Consider the following 13211-nt stretch of genomic DNA (forward strand, 5'->3'; position numbering starts at 1 on the left):
GTGTCAACCGCGCGGTGACGGCCAGATCACGCTCGATCAGAGCGTACTATCTAGCTAGATGGTGATCAGCTAGATGGTAATCAGCTAGAGGTTAATCAGCGAGGCGCCATTCCTTCAAGGCGCCAGGCAAGGCGTGCGCCATCAAGACATAGGATCAAGGCGCTTTCGCTGCGTGCCGTCAGCTCGTGGCGTCGCCCGGGGCTTGCTGGCGAATCGCTTCCTGCAAGCGCTCGTGCAGCTCGCGCTGGGACGTCGCGTGGCGCAGACGATGTCGGGTATCGGCGTCATTCATGACCCCGGCCACCTGGCCCAGCAGGGCTAGGTGAGCATCATCCGCTTCTTCAGGCACCAGCAAGACAAATACCAGGTCCACCGGTTCGCCGTCGATGGCGTCGAAATCAATCGGCTCTGCCAGCTTGAGAAAGCCAGAGATAGGGGCCTTGCAGTGAGGGTTGCGAGCATGCGGAATGGCCACGCCATTGCCGATGCCGGTGCTACCCAGACGTTCGCGGCCGATCAGGCGACTGAAGACTTCCTGGCTATCCAGGCTTGGTGTGTTCTGCGCAATGAAGGTGCTGAAAAATTCCAGCACCCTCTTCTTGCTGCCCCCCGGGACGTCAAATAGCGTGCGCTCGGGGGGGAGAATGGCATCCAATGTCATGAGAGGTCAGCGAATTCCGGCGCCTTGGGCGCGGGCTTGGGATTTTTCCTTGTGCTTGACGAGCTGGCGGTCCAGCTTGTCGGCAAGGGCGTCGATGGCGGCGTACATGTCGCCGTCCTGGGCTTCTGCATGCAGGTCTGCACCGGCAGCGTGAAGCGTACAGGCAGCCTGTTGGCGCTCCTTCTCCACCGAGAGGGTGACCTGCACATTGGTGATGTTGTCGTAATGGCGCTCCACACGGGCGAGCTTCTCTTGTACGTAGTCACGCAGGGGATCGGTCAATTCGACGTGGTGGCCGGTAATGTTGACTTGCATGACAAGGCTCCTTGCTCTTGCGGGTGGTAGCTCGATTGTAACCCTTTTTCCGATCCTGCAAACCCCCCTGCTTCTACGCATTAAGACGCAGATGTCGTGCGATATTTCAAGCGCTTGCGCTTTTCATGCAACTGCGCTACGCACTCTGCTCGCCGCCTGTCTCGAGCCTTCTGACCGGGCTCAGCGCAGGCGCTTGCGCTCGCTCGAAGAGGGAATATTCATCGCTTCTCGATACTTGGCGACGGTGCGTCGGGCGACGTTGACACCGTCTTCGGCGAGCAGCTCCACCAATTTGCTGTCAGACAGCGGTTTGCGAGGCGGCTCCTGCTGGATCAGCGACTTGATCATGGCGCGTATGGCAGTGCTGGAATGGGCATCCCCATCCTGGCCCACCTGGCTGGAAAAGAAATACTTGAGCTCGAACACTCCCCGTGGCGTATGCACGAATTTCTGGGTCGTCACCCGTGAGATGGTCGATTCGTGCATCTCCACCTTGGCCGCAATGTCTGCCAACACCAGTGGTTTCATGGCGGCTTCACCCTGCTCGAGGAAGTCGAGCTGCCGCTCCATGATTTCGCGTCCGACCCTCAACAGGGTGTCGTTGCGGCTTGCCAGGCTCTTGATCAGCCAGCGCGCCTCCTGCAAGTGGTCCTTCAGAAACTGGTTGTCCTGGCTCTTGTCGGCCCGTCGGATCAACGCCGCATAGTCGGGTTGAATGCGCAGGCGTGGCATCGCCTCAGGGTTCAGCTCGACGCGCCAGCCTTCTTCGGTGTGGCGGACCACCAGATCGGGAATGACATAGTCGTTGTCGCTGTCGCCGTACTGGCTGCCAGGCCTAGGGTCGAGGCCACGGATCAGTTCGATGACATCGTCCAGCTGCTCTTCGGTCAGGCTCAGGCGGCGCTTCAGCAGACGGCGATCACCGCTGGCCAGCGCCTCGAGAAACTGGCGTACCAGTCTTCCCGCCTGGGGCAGAAGGGGGGTGTCACGGGGCAGGCTGTCCAGTTGCAGCTGCAGGCATTCGCGCAAATCTCGGGCAAATACACCGGTAGGTTCGAATTGCTGCAGCCTGGCCAGCACCGACGCCACGTCCTGCAGGGGCGGGGCAGCAGCGTCGTCATCGGCCAGGCCCTGGGCGATATCGTCAAGGTGTCCTACCAGGTAGCCATCGCCGTTGACCGCGTCAATCAGGCACTCTGCGATGCGCCTGTCATTATCATTGAGGTCCAGCAGGGCCAGCTGCCAGCTAAGGTGGCCATGCAGGGATTGCCCGCTGGCCTGGCGCTCGAAGTCAGGCGCCTCGGCGCTGCCGGCCGGGGCGGTGCCAAGGTCTTGATAGGTATCGGACCAGTCGCTGTCGACCGTTAGCTCGGAGGGGATCTCGTCGGCCCAGTCGTCGTCCTTGCTGTCCTTGACCTGCAGCTCGCCGAATTCATCCTCCAGCTCGAGCATCGGGTTGGCCTCGAGCGCCTGCTGGACTTCCTGGCGCAGGTCCAGCGTGGAAAGCTGGAGCAGGCCAATTGCCTGTTGCAGCTGAGGGGTCATGGTCAGCTGGGTGCCGATCTTCAGCTGCAGTGACGCCTTGAGGGCCATGATGTGACTTCCGTTCGTGGAGCTGAAAAGCCTTACCCTAACGGCGGGTCAGGTACCATGCAAGCTTCTTGCCAACTTGTGGGCAGGGGGTGGCGCGCAGGGCTTGCAGTGCCCCGCATGCGTGTCAGTGCAAGGTCGAGCGGGCGCCATGAAGACCCTGCCAACATAGCGGCCCGGCAGCGCCCATGGTGGTTAAAGGCGAAAGTTTTCGCCGAGATAGACTTCCTTGACGCGCTGGTTGGCAAGGATCGACTCGGCACTGCCTTCGGCGATGATCTGGCCGTCGCCGACAATGTAGGCGCGGTCACAGATGTCCAGCGTCTCGCGCACGTTGTGGTCGGTGATCAAGACGCCGATGTCACGAGCCTTGAGCTGGCGAATGATCGACTTGATCTCGCCAACGGAGATCGGATCCACCCCGGCAAAGGGTTCGTCGAGCAGAATGAAGGCGGGTTCTGTGGCCAGGGCTCGGGCGATCTCGACCCGACGTCTTTCCCCGCCGGACAGGCTCATGCCCGGGTTGTCGCGAATGTGGCTGACATGGAAGTCTTCGAGCAGTTGCTCAAGGCGCGCCTGGCGACCTTCCCGGTCGAGGTCCTTGCGGGTCTCGAGGATCGCCATGATGTTGTCGGCTACGGACAGCTTGCGGAAGATGGAGGCTTCCTGTGGCAGGTAGCCAATACCCGCCAGTGCCCGCTGGTGCATGGCCGCGCGGCTCAGGTCGTCATCGTCGATGCTGATGGTGCCAGCATCCGCCCTGACCAGTCCGACGATCATGTAGAAGGAGGTGGTCTTGCCTGCGCCGTTGGGGCCCAATAGGCCCACGATGCTGCCCTGTTCGATGGACAGGCTGATGTCCTGGACGACGCGGCGCTTCTTGTAGCTCTTGGCCAGATGGCGAGCGTGGAGAGTCTTCATCAGTTTCCTTGGCTTTCCGGCTCGAGGGTCATGCGAATGCGCTGCTGGCCGTCGACACCCTGTGCGCTGGAGCGAGCCTGGACGACGCGGCGATCCAGAAAGTACTCCAGGTAGGCGCCGTCGAAGGTGTCATTGGCCTTGTGCAATTCCGCCTGGTCGATGAGTTCCATGCGGCGCTCGGCAACATGGTAGACCACCTTCTTGCCCCAGCCCTTGACCACCGGCTCTTCCGGCGAAGGCTGCTGCTCCAGATAGGCACGGGAGCCAGTCGCCGTGGCGCGGGATAGCTGACCCTGGTCGTTGCGCTGAATTTCCACACGCTCACCGGTCAGCAGCATGCTGCCCTGCTGAATACGCACATCGCCGGTATATACCGCTGTGCCTGCGCGGTCATCCAGGTCCAGTTGGTCGGCCTCTACCTGAATGGGGGCGCTGCGGTCGCTTTCCAGCGCCAGGGTGACGGTGCTGGTGGCGACGCTCGTCAGGCCCAGGGCCAGGGCGAGCAGTAGCGCGGGACGGGGACGCATCATGGAAGTGACTCCTTGTTAGGGCTCGGGCTGAGTGTGGCTCTGGCTTATTGAGGCTCTGGCGGATGATAGCCGGTGACATTGTCGGTCAGACGGGCGGTATTGTCATGGATCCAGGCATCGAAGCGCTCGCCTCGCATTTCCTGGGGGGGCTGGCGCAATACCGCAGGCGTCTCACTCCAGGCGTGGCCTGAATCGCTGTCATAGACCAGTACCTCGGTATCCAGCTGCCAGCGCTCGGCAGGGGCCTCAAGGTGGGCATCTCCGGTCAGTGTCAGAGGGTTGCCGTCCGGGCCAAGTTCGCCGTCGGTGGCAGTGGCGATCCACAGGCGGCCACTGTCATCGACAAGCTCCATGTCAGGTTGGTCGACGCGGGTGATGTCATCCAGCGGGGTGTGCACCAGACGTGGGGTCGTGATGCGTTGATGGGGCGCACCCTCGGTGTCGAAGCGCGTCAGGGTGGCATCGATCAGGTAGTAGTCCGGCTCGCCGGCCTGATCGTCGGTGATCAGGTCGGGCACAGTGCCGTCCCGCGGGTCGAGCAGGGCCAGACCACCGCCCAGCACCAGCAGCAGGATGACCAGCCAGAAACGGAAACCGGGCCGCAGTGCACGCCATGTCATATCAGGGGTCCGTCCTTCAGATAGCTGTCCACCACGCCGTCGAGGCGGCCCTGGGCCGCCAGCAAGGTATCCGTGATTTCGCGTACTGCGCCATGACCGCCGCAGCGCTCGGTGACCCAGCGGGCGCGTTCGCGAATGTAGAACGGGGCGCCTGGCACGCTGATGCCCACGCCACAGCGGTCAATGCACGGCAGGTCGGGCAGGTCGTCTCCGCAGTAGGCCACCTCTTCCAGTGACAGCGACAGCTCGGCGCACAGCGATGCCAGCGCCGGCAGCTTGCGTTCGACACCTTGCTGGACGTGCTGGATGCCCAGCGCCTTGGCGCGCTGGGAGACCATGGGTGAGCTACGCCCGGTGATCAGGGCGACGTCGATTCCCGCGCGCCTGGCCAGCTTGATACCGTGGCCATCGAGGGTATTGAAGGCCTTCAGTTCCGTACCGTCGGCATGAAAGATAAGCTGCCCATCGGTCAGCACGCCGTCCACATCCAGCGCCAGCAGCTTCACGCGGCCAAGTCGTTGCACCAGGTCAGGGGAGAGTGAGGCAAGTGGGTCGTGGGCCATCATGGCGATCCTTGATGTTGAGTGGGCAGAAGGTGTGACGGCAGCTGCCCGGCGGTAGCGCCCGGAGTGCCGCCAGGCCAGGCGTCAAATGACACCTGCTGCCAGCAGGTCATGCATGTGTAGCGCGCCAACCGGGCGCTGCTGGTCATCCACCACCGCCAGAGCGGTGATGCGACTGTCTTCCATCAGCTTGACGGCTTCCGCCGCCAGGGTGTCGGGACGGATGCGCCGTCCGGGACTGGTCATGACATCGTCCACGCTCAGGGTGCTGAAATCCTGGTGGCGGTCAAGGGTTCGGCGCAGGTCGCCATCGGTATAGACGCCCGCCAGGGTACCGTCATCGGCCACTACGCAGGTGAAACCGAGGCCCTGGCGGGTGATCTCGAGCAGAGCATCCCTGAGCGGTGAGCCAGTCGCCACGACGGGAAGTCTGTCGCCGGTATGCATCAGGTCTGCCACCGTCAGCAGCAGGCGTTTGCCCAGGCTGCCGCCGGGGTGGGACAGCGCGAAGTCTTCCGCGGTAAAACCGCGGGATTCAAGCAGTGCGACGGCCAGGGCGTCACCGAGGGCAAGCGCTGCCGTGGTAGAGGACGTGGGGGCGAGGTCGAGCGGGCAGGCCTCGCGTTCGACGCCGGCATCCAGGTGAGCCTCGGCGTGGCGCGCCAGGGTCGATCCGGGCCTGCCGGTCATGCTGATCAGCGGAATGCCCATACGCTTCAATAGAGGCAGCAAGGCGGTAACTTCGGCAGTCTCGCCGGAATTGGACAGCGCCAGGACCACGTCACCTGGGGTGATCATGCCAAGGTCGCCATGGCTGGCCTCACCGGGATGAACAAAGAACGCCGGGGTGCCGGTGCTGGCCAGAGTGGCGGCAATCTTGCCGCCGATGTGGCCGGATTTGCCCATGCCTGTCACCACCACCCGTCCTTGGCAGGCCAGGATCAGCGTGCAGGCGCGCTCAAAGGCCTCATCGAGGCGCTGAATCAACGCATCGACCGCGTCGCGCTCCAGCTCCAGCGTGCGTCGGGCGATAGCGCGAACATTGATGGGTCTCGAGGGCGACGCCCCGTCGGGAAATTTGGTCATGGCCATGATTGTTGCCGTTTACCACCGTTGTCACAAGGGTCAGGCTGTCAGGGAGGTACCCAGCCAGAACAGATAGAAGGCGTAGCTGGCTGCCAGCAGCGCGCCGACGATGCGTCCGACGCGCCCGCGGCGCTGCCACAGCAGGATGGCCGCCAGCGCCAGCGTCAGGCCGAGCATGACCGGGAAGTCGCGCCCCGCGGCGTCAGGGTCGGTGGCCCCCGGTGCCAGCAAGCCAGGTACGGGCAGCACGGCCAGCATGTTGAACAGGTTGGAGCCGATGACATTGCCGATGGCGAGGTCGTGGTGACGCTTCAGGGCGCTGGCAACACAGGCGGCAAGCTCGGGCAGGCTGGTGCCGATAGCGACGACGGTCAGGCCAATGACCAGCTCGCTCACCCCGAAGGAGCGTGCCAGCTCGGTTGCGCCCCAGACCAGCCCGCGGGAGCTGGCGATCATCACCGCCAGGGTCACGACCAGCCAGACAAGGGCCTTGCCCAGCGCCATGCCGGGGATCTCGCCGGCGACCGCCTGCTGCCCTTCGTCTGCGCGAAATAGCCACCAGATGCTGAACACCAACAGGGCCAGCAGAAGGGCCGCGTCGACGCTGTTCAGCTGGCCATCGGCCAGGGCATAGCCGGCCAGTCCGGTCGCGCCCAGCAGTAGTGGCAGTTCGCGACGAACGATGCTGAAACGCACCGGAATCGGCACGACCAGGGCGGTCACGCCCAGTACCAGCGCGATGTTGGCGATGTTGGAGCCCAGCGCATTGCCGGTAGCAAGGTCAGGCGTGCCATCCAGGGATGCCATCACCGACACGACGATCTCCGGGGCGGAGGTGCCGATAGAGACGATGGTCATGCCGACCAGCATGATGCTCATGCCGGCGCGATACGCGGTTGCAGCGGCCGCGCCAACGAAGCGATCGGCGCTCCATAGCAGGCCAACAAGACCAAGAGCGACAGCGACGAGCGGTAACAACATGCGGACAACCTGATGGTGAATATCGAGGGCGCCCATTGAACCCTGCCAACATCCTGCGCGCAAGCGCGCAGCCGCTGCACTGGCGTGGCATGTTTCAGTTAAGATACGATGTTCGAAAACCGAGCGCATGGCAACGCGCTCTATCATGTTTCCTGGTTCCATGGTCGTGGCGGAGCCCGTCTGCGTTTTGCAGCGAGCGAGGCAACGGCGTTTGTTTCATGGCGACCATCATTGTTTGGGGACTGCGATGACGGCTTCCTCCTTGGTGGAGGTGGAGAACCTGCATTTCACGCGCGGCGATAGAGATATCTTTCGTGGCGTGGATCTCTCCATTCCCCGCGGCAAGATCACGGCCATCATGGGCCCCAGTGGTACCGGCAAGACCACTCTGCTGAAGTTGATCGGCGGGCAGCTGGCGCCGAGCGCCGGCAGGGTGCTGATCGACGGGCACGATGTGCACCGACTGTCGCGCAAGGATCTGTTCCAGATGCGGCGACGCATGGGCATGCTGTTCCAGAGCGGTGCGCTGTTCTCCGACCTTAGCGTGTTCGAGAACGTGGCGTTTCCGCTGCGCGTGCATACGGATCTTCCGGAGAGCATGGTGCGCGATGTGGTGCTGATGAAGCTCGAAGCGGTCGGGCTGCGTGGTGCTCGCGATCTGATGCCTTCGGAGCTGTCTGGCGGGATGACGCGGCGAGTGGCGCTGGCGCGTGCGGTGGCCCTCGACCCCGAGCTGATTCTGTATGACGAGCCATTCGTCGGTCAGGATCCGATCTCGATGGGTGTGCTGGTTCAGCTTATTCGTCGTCTCAACCAGGCGCTGGGCTTGACCTCGGTGGTGGTCTCCCATGATATCAAGGAAACCTTGTCCATTGCCGATTATGTCTATGTGGTAGCGGACGGAAGAGTCATGGCCCACGGTACGCCCGCTTCTCTGGACGTCGAGCAGGACCCCCGCGTCAGCCAGTTTGTGCATGGCGAGCCGGATGGGCCTGTCCCGTTCCATTATCCGGCCAATGATTTCTATGACGATATTCTGGGGCAGGAGGAAGCATGATCGAGCGGATCAGTCGCCTTGGGCGGCGTGGCTGTGACCTGCTCGAGGCAGTGGGCCGGGCAGGGCTATTTCTAGCGCAATCGATGTTTGGCCGTCCCACCATGGGGGGCATCAGTCTGTGGATTGCCCAGGTCTACATGGTCGGTGTGCTGTCGCTGGCGATCATTCTGGTATCTGGTCTGTTCATCGGCATGGTGCTGGCGCTGCAGGGCTACACCATTCTGGTCGACTTTGGCGCGGCGGATGCGCTGGGGCAGATGGTGTCCCTGGCCTTGCTTCGCGAGCTGGCGCCGGTGGTGGCGGCACTGCTGTTTGCGGGACGCGCGGGGTCAGCGTTGACCGCCGAGATTGGCCTGATGAAAGCCACTGAGCAGCTGACCAGCATGGAAATGATCGGCGTTGATCCGCTGCGTAGAATCGTGGCGCCCAGACTGTGGGCTGGCTTTGTCTCGCTGCCGCTGTTGACCATCGGTTTCAGTGTAGTGGGCATCTATGGCGGTTATCTTGTCGGCGTCGAGTGGCTGGGGGTGTTCGAGGGCTCCTATTGGGGCAACATGCAGGCCAGCGTCGGGTTCTTCAACGACATTGGCAACGGCATCGTCAAGAGCCTGATGTTTGCCTTGGTAGTGACCTGGATCGCCGTGTTTCAGGGTTACGACCTGATCCCGACCTCCGAAGGTATCTCGCGGGCGACCACCCGGACCGTAGTGTATTCCTCCCTGGCCGTACTGGGCTTGGATTTCGTGTTGACCGCCGTGATGTTCGGCGGGCTTTCCTGATTTTTCGGAGACTGCCCATGAAGCGCAGCAAGACAATGGAATTGAGTGTTGGCCTGTTCATGCTGGCCGGCATATTGGGCCTGGTGTTCCTGGGGCTCAAGGTCAGCGGGCTCGACCTGCAGCGCGCCGACGATACCTTCGAGCTACGTGCCAACTTCGCCAACATCGGCGGTCTCAAGCCGCGGGCGCGGGTGACCATGGCGGGCGTTACCGTGGGTCGGGTCGAGAGCATTGACCTGAATACCGAGTGGTATGACGCCGAAGTCGTGATGTCTCTCGATAACGAACTTTCCGGCATGCTGCCGGACGACAGCACGGCGGCCATCTTGACGTCCGGCCTGCTGGGCGAGCAGTACATCGGTTTGTCCGTCGGCGGATCGCCGGAGATGATCGAGGACGGCGGTGTCGTGCGAGACACTCAGTCCGCGCTGGTGCTAGAGGAACTCATACAGCAATTCGTGTCCAACCTGACGAAAGACTGATCCGGCAGTTTCCGGACTGACAAGGAGGCTTCAATGACCCGTTCTCTGCACGCCATGGTTCAGCTGCGGCGCTGGATGGTAGCGCTGATGATGGTGCTGGTCAGCTTGCCCGCTCTGGCCCAGCAATCTCCCGAGCAAATGATTCGCGACAGCATCGATGGCTTGATGGGCAAGATCGATGGCCGTGAGTCGTACTATATGGAGCACCCTCAGGAGCTCAAGCAGGTGGTGGACGATAGCCTGCGCGGTGTTGCCGACTTTCGCTACATAGGCGCCAGCGTGATGGGGCGGTACTTCAACAACGCCACCCCGCAGCAGCGCTCTCGCTTCGTCGACGTCTTCAAGCAGACGCTGCTGGATACCTATGCCAAGGGCCTGGTGACGTTCGAGTATGACTCCATTCGGGTGCTCGATAACCAGTCGGCGGCTCGCTACGAGGATCAGGCCAGCGTCGACATGGAGGTGGTGGCGACCGATGGCACGGTGTACCCGGTCAGCTACACGCTGCGTCAGTCCAACGGCAAGTGGCAGGTGGTCAATGTGATCGTCAATGGCATCAACCTGGGCCTGACATTCCGCAATCAGTTTGACCAGGCGATGCGCCAGTACAACCGCGACTACGACGCAGTCATCAACAACTGGAGCCCCGACGTGGGTGTCGACGAGCTGGAGCGTGGTGCGTGAGCGTATTGATCGAAGTGGCGTCGGCCCGGTTGCTTGAGGACGAAGGCACCCTGAGGGTCTGCGGCAAGGTCAACTTCGAAGGCGCTGCCGAAATGGCGGAAGCAGGGCGTGAGTGGCTCGAAGAGCGGGCGCCGGGCTCCCCTGTGTGTCTCGACCTCAGTGAGGTCGAGCACGTGTCCAGCGCCGCGCTGACGATGATGCTCGAATGGGCGCGAACCATGCGTCGCGCAGGACTGTCGTTGAACAGCATCAAGCTGTCGCCGCCGCTATGGCAGTTGACGGAGCTTGCGGGACTCGACGATCTGTTGCCGTCGACCTGCGCACGCGCCTGACCGCTGTCGTCACTATCGTGCATGCCGCGCCCCCGAATGCGATGCGTATTCGGGGGCGCGCTGCTTTCGGGAGTCATCAGCGACAGGCCCCGTCGTGCCGTAGCCGGCTTGACCGCCGGCGGCACGTACCGAGCCTGGGGAAAGTGTCTACGTCATCGCCAAGCGCGTCGCTTTTCTTTACCATATGCCCTTTGTGTTTTTTCGGGCGCGGCGCACCCTCGTCGGCGCACCGTGTCTTACGCCAGTTGAAGGAGCAGGGGCATGCAACCCAGCGACGTTAAAGCGCTGCTCGAGAGCCGAGTCGACGGCTGCGAATTTCATATCCAAGGTGAAGGCTGCAACTTTCAGGTCATCGCCGTGGGCGAATGCTTCGCCGGACTGACGCCGGTCAAGCGTCAGCAGGTTATCTACGGCGCATTGTCAGAGGAAATTGCCTCTGGTGCCCTTCACGCCGTCAGTATCAAGACGTTTACCCCTTCCCAGTGGCAATCGGCCGCTGAGAACACTGGAGCCTGATGGTAGCGCCCGCATGGACAAATTGATCATTACCGGCAACGGACCCGCCGAGGGCGATGTCTGGGCCAGCGGTGCCAAGAACGCGGCTCTGCCGATTCTGTGTGCCACCTTGCTTTCCGAAGAGCCGGTAACCATCGGCAATCTTCCTCATCTTCAGGACATCACGACCACGCTTGAGCTGCTTGGCCATATGGGCGTGCAGGCCGTGATGGGCGAGAAGATGTGTATCCAGCTCAATGGGGCTCAGGTCAGCGATTGTCATGCGCCCTATGAGCTGGTCAAGAAGATGCGTGCATCGATTCTGGTGCTGGGTCCGCTCCTGGCCCACTTCGGCAAGGCGGATGTGTCGCTGCCAGGTGGCTGTGCGATCGGCTCGCGTCCGGTGGACCTGCATATTCGTGGCCTGGAAGCCATGGGTGCCGACATTCGGGTCGAGGGCGGCTACATTCGCGCCAGCAGTGATGGACGGCTGAAGGGTGCCACCATCTTTTTCGATGTGGTCACCGTCACCGGCACCGAGAACCTGTTGATGGCGGCGACGCTGGCCGAAGGTACCACCATTCTGGAGAACGCCGCCAAGGAACCCGAGGTGGTGGATCTTGCCGAGTGCTTGATCAAGATGGGTGCGCGTATCCGCGGTCATGGAACCGACACCATCGTGATCGAAGGTGTCGAGCGCTTGCACGGGGCGCATCATGATGTGATGCCTGACCGTATCGAGACCGGAACCTTCCTGGTGGCAGCGGCGTTGAGCCGAGGTCGCGTCAGGGTCCGGCGTACCCGTGCGGACATCCTCGAGGCGGTGCTGGCCAAGCTTGAAGAGGCCGGTGCCAAGATCACCACCGGGGACGACTGGATCGAGCTGGACATGGAAGGGCGGCGACCGCGAGCCGTCAATATCCGCACCGCGCCTTACCCGGCCTTTCCCACCGACATGCAGGCCCAGTTCGTGGCCATGAATGCCGTTGCAGAGGGTTCCTCGCGGGTGGTGGAGACGATCTTTGAAAATCGCTTCATGCACGTACAGGAACTGAATCGCATGGGCGCGAAAATCGCCCTTGAGGGAAATACCGCGGTGATCACCGGCGTCGAACGTCTGTCTGGCGCCCCGGTAATGGCCACCGACCTGCGCGCTTCGGCGTCGTTGGTCATCGCTGCGATGATGGCAGAAGGTGAGACCCTGGTGGATCGGATCTACCACATCGACCGCGGCTATGAGTGCATCGAGGAAAAGCTGCATCTTCTGGGTGCACGCATCAAGCGCGTTCCAGGTTAAATGCGTTGGCGGGGGCGCCCCCGCCCCACGCGCGACACGCCACCTCGACATCCATCCCGACAACCGGGCGAGATCATGAGTAAGCAATTGATAGTGGCGCTCTCCAAGGGGCGCATCCTCGACGAGACCCTGCCGTTGCTGGCCGATGCGGGCATTCGTCCGGCGGAAGACCTGCGCAAGAGCCGTAAGCTGTTGTTCGACACCAACCTGCCGGACGTTAAGCTGGTGGTGATTCGAGCCACCGACGTGCCCACCTATGTCCAGCTTGGGGCTGCCGACCTTGGCGTCGCCGGCAAGGATGTGCTGCTTGAGCATGGTGCGGAGGGGTTGTACGAGCCGCTGGACTTGAACATTGCGCGCTGCAAGCTGATGACGGCAGGCATCCAGGGGGCTGAGCCGGCTCGGGCCAGGCGCCGGGTGGCGACGAAATTCGTCAATGTGGCACGACGTTACTATGCCGAGCAGGGTATCCAGGCAGAGGTGATCAAGCTTTACGGGGCGATGGAGCTGGCGCCGCTGATGAACCTTGCCGACGAAATCGTCGATATTGTCGATACCGGCAATACCCTGCGTGCCAACGGCATGGAGCCCAGGGAGCTGATGGCGCATATCAGCACCCGGTTGGTGGTGAACCAGGCCTCGATGACGATCAAGCATGATCGGATCAAGCCGTTGATCAAGCGCCTGAGTGATGCGGTGGACGCGCGTCGGCAAGCCGCTGGCTGATCGGCGGGCTTGAGCGCCGGGATCAGGTGGTATGCCCCTGCTGACACGGTGGCAAGTGACGTGATAGAGCGTGACACGAAGGCGGGTGAGAG

Annotated in this window: 17 protein-coding genes; 8 read left to right on the top strand and 9 right to left on the bottom strand. The window is 62.4% G+C overall.

The genetic code is table 11. The features are described 5' to 3' along the window. Positions 1–178 precede the first annotated feature (178 nt). From ptsN to KUW18_RS12735, 9 genes are all read right to left on the bottom strand, one after another. Positions 179–661: a PTS IIA-like nitrogen regulatory protein PtsN gene (gene ptsN / locus KUW18_RS12695; RefSeq protein ID WP_206937193.1), complete on the bottom strand. Its 483-nt coding sequence runs from the start codon at positions 659–661 to the stop codon at positions 179–181. A gap of 6 nt (positions 662–667) precedes the next feature. Beyond that, positions 668–976: a ribosome hibernation-promoting factor, HPF/YfiA family gene (gene hpf / locus KUW18_RS12700; RefSeq protein WP_206937196.1), complete on the bottom strand. Its 309-nt coding sequence runs from the start codon at positions 974–976 to the stop codon at positions 668–670. 180 nt (positions 977–1156) lie between these two features. Next, the gene (locus KUW18_RS12705) at positions 1157–2569 is read right to left on the bottom strand and encodes an RNA polymerase factor sigma-54 (protein ID WP_222162995.1); all 1413 of its coding nucleotides are present in this window, start codon (positions 2567–2569) and stop codon (positions 1157–1159) included. A gap of 192 nt (positions 2570–2761) precedes the next feature. Further along, positions 2762–3487 carry an LPS export ABC transporter ATP-binding protein gene (lptB, locus tag KUW18_RS12710; RefSeq protein ID WP_206937201.1) on the bottom strand — a complete coding sequence of 242 codons (726 nt, stop codon included), beginning with the start codon at positions 3485–3487 and terminating at the stop codon, positions 2762–2764. Next, entirely contained in the window at positions 3487–4017 is a 531-nt protein-coding gene (gene lptA / locus KUW18_RS12715; protein WP_206937203.1) for a lipopolysaccharide transport periplasmic protein LptA, read from the bottom strand. The genes lptB and lptA overlap by 1 nt, the downstream gene beginning before the upstream one ends. 44 nt (positions 4018–4061) lie before the next feature. Then, on the bottom strand, positions 4062–4637 hold the full coding sequence (lptC, locus tag KUW18_RS12720; RefSeq protein WP_222238127.1) for an LPS export ABC transporter periplasmic protein LptC: 576 nt from the start codon (positions 4635–4637) through the stop codon (positions 4062–4064). Continuing rightward, on the bottom strand, positions 4634–5200 hold the full coding sequence (locus KUW18_RS12725) for a KdsC family phosphatase (protein ID WP_222561571.1): 567 nt from the start codon (positions 5198–5200) through the stop codon (positions 4634–4636). Before KUW18_RS12725 ends, lptC begins: the two co-directional genes overlap by 4 nt. A gap of 84 nt (positions 5201–5284) precedes the next feature. After that, the gene (locus KUW18_RS12730; RefSeq protein ID WP_409995832.1) at positions 5285–6292 is read right to left on the bottom strand and encodes a KpsF/GutQ family sugar-phosphate isomerase; all 1008 of its coding nucleotides are present in this window, start codon (positions 6290–6292) and stop codon (positions 5285–5287) included. 33 nt (positions 6293–6325) lie between these two features. Further along, on the bottom strand, positions 6326–7267 hold the full coding sequence (locus KUW18_RS12735; protein WP_222561572.1) for a calcium/sodium antiporter: 942 nt from the start codon (positions 7265–7267) through the stop codon (positions 6326–6328). Positions 7268–7514: 247 nt separating this feature from the next. Between KUW18_RS12735 and KUW18_RS12740 the strand changes: the two genes are divergently transcribed. From KUW18_RS12740 to hisG, 8 genes are all read left to right on the top strand, one after another. Next, entirely contained in the window at positions 7515–8324 is an 810-nt protein-coding gene (locus KUW18_RS12740) for an ABC transporter ATP-binding protein (RefSeq protein ID WP_206937225.1), read from the top strand. After that, positions 8321–9103 carry a lipid asymmetry maintenance ABC transporter permease subunit MlaE gene (gene mlaE, locus KUW18_RS12745; protein WP_206937228.1) on the top strand — a complete coding sequence of 261 codons (783 nt, stop codon included), beginning with the start codon at positions 8321–8323 and terminating at the stop codon, positions 9101–9103. The genes KUW18_RS12740 and mlaE overlap by 4 nt, the downstream gene beginning before the upstream one ends. 17 nt (positions 9104–9120) lie before the next feature. Further along, entirely contained in the window at positions 9121–9585 is a 465-nt protein-coding gene (mlaD, locus tag KUW18_RS12750; protein WP_206937232.1) for an outer membrane lipid asymmetry maintenance protein MlaD, read from the top strand. A 33-nt stretch (positions 9586–9618) separates the two neighbouring features. After that, entirely contained in the window at positions 9619–10269 is a 651-nt protein-coding gene (locus KUW18_RS12755) for a phospholipid-binding protein MlaC (protein ID WP_222162998.1), read from the top strand. Further along, positions 10266–10601 (top strand): lipid asymmetry maintenance protein MlaB, encoded by a 336-nt coding sequence (locus KUW18_RS12760; protein ID WP_222162999.1) that lies wholly within the window; start codon positions 10266–10268, stop codon positions 10599–10601. Before KUW18_RS12755 ends, KUW18_RS12760 begins: the two co-directional genes overlap by 4 nt. 261 nt (positions 10602–10862) lie before the next feature. Continuing rightward, entirely contained in the window at positions 10863–11117 is a 255-nt protein-coding gene (locus tag KUW18_RS12765; RefSeq protein ID WP_222561573.1) for a BolA family protein, read from the top strand. Between the two features lie 13 nt (positions 11118–11130). Beyond that, entirely contained in the window at positions 11131–12393 is a 1263-nt protein-coding gene (gene murA / locus KUW18_RS12770) for a UDP-N-acetylglucosamine 1-carboxyvinyltransferase (protein ID WP_222561574.1), read from the top strand. A 75-nt stretch (positions 12394–12468) separates the two neighbouring features. Then, the gene (gene hisG, locus KUW18_RS12775) at positions 12469–13119 is read left to right on the top strand and encodes an ATP phosphoribosyltransferase (protein ID WP_206937245.1); all 651 of its coding nucleotides are present in this window, start codon (positions 12469–12471) and stop codon (positions 13117–13119) included. The last annotated feature ends 92 nt before the right edge of the window (positions 13120–13211 follow it).

It is taken from the genome of Halomonas sp. DP5Y7-2 (genome assembly GCF_019802025.1).
Taxonomy (GTDB): domain Bacteria; phylum Pseudomonadota; class Gammaproteobacteria; order Pseudomonadales; family Halomonadaceae; genus Halomonas; species Halomonas litopenaei_A.

Excerpts from the sequence above, each read along its gene's own strand:
- ptsN (WP_206937193.1), bottom strand. The coding sequence starts at position 661 with ATGACATTGGATGCCATTCTCCCCCCCGAGCGCACGCTATTTGACGTC.
- hpf (WP_206937196.1), bottom strand. The coding sequence starts at position 976 with ATGCAAGTCAACATTACCGGCCACCACGTCGAATTGACCGATCCCCTG.
- KUW18_RS12705 (WP_222162995.1), bottom strand. The coding sequence starts at position 2,569 with ATGGCCCTCAAGGCGTCACTGCAGCTGAAGATCGGCACCCAGCTGACC.
- lptB (WP_206937201.1), bottom strand. The coding sequence starts at position 3,487 with ATGAAGACTCTCCACGCTCGCCATCTGGCCAAGAGCTACAAGAAGCGC.
- lptA (WP_206937203.1), bottom strand. The coding sequence starts at position 4,017 with ATGATGCGTCCCCGTCCCGCGCTACTGCTCGCCCTGGCCCTGGGCCTG.
- lptC (WP_222238127.1), bottom strand. The coding sequence starts at position 4,637 with ATGACATGGCGTGCACTGCGGCCCGGTTTCCGTTTCTGGCTGGTCATC.
- KUW18_RS12725 (WP_222561571.1), bottom strand. The coding sequence starts at position 5,200 with ATGGCCCACGACCCACTTGCCTCACTCTCCCCTGACCTGGTGCAACGA.
- KUW18_RS12730 (WP_409995832.1), bottom strand. The coding sequence starts at position 6,292 with ATGGCCATGACCAAATTTCCCGACGGGGCGTCGCCCTCGAGACCCATC.
- KUW18_RS12735 (WP_222561572.1), bottom strand. The coding sequence starts at position 7,267 with ATGTTGTTACCGCTCGTCGCTGTCGCTCTTGGTCTTGTTGGCCTGCTA.
- KUW18_RS12740 (WP_206937225.1), top strand. The coding sequence starts at position 7,515 with ATGACGGCTTCCTCCTTGGTGGAGGTGGAGAACCTGCATTTCACGCGC.
- mlaE (WP_206937228.1), top strand. The coding sequence starts at position 8,321 with ATGATCGAGCGGATCAGTCGCCTTGGGCGGCGTGGCTGTGACCTGCTC.
- mlaD (WP_206937232.1), top strand. The coding sequence starts at position 9,121 with ATGAAGCGCAGCAAGACAATGGAATTGAGTGTTGGCCTGTTCATGCTG.
- KUW18_RS12755 (WP_222162998.1), top strand. The coding sequence starts at position 9,619 with ATGACCCGTTCTCTGCACGCCATGGTTCAGCTGCGGCGCTGGATGGTA.
- KUW18_RS12765 (WP_222561573.1), top strand. The coding sequence starts at position 10,863 with ATGCAACCCAGCGACGTTAAAGCGCTGCTCGAGAGCCGAGTCGACGGC.
- murA (WP_222561574.1), top strand. The coding sequence starts at position 11,131 with ATGGACAAATTGATCATTACCGGCAACGGACCCGCCGAGGGCGATGTC.
- hisG (WP_206937245.1), top strand. The coding sequence starts at position 12,469 with ATGAGTAAGCAATTGATAGTGGCGCTCTCCAAGGGGCGCATCCTCGAC.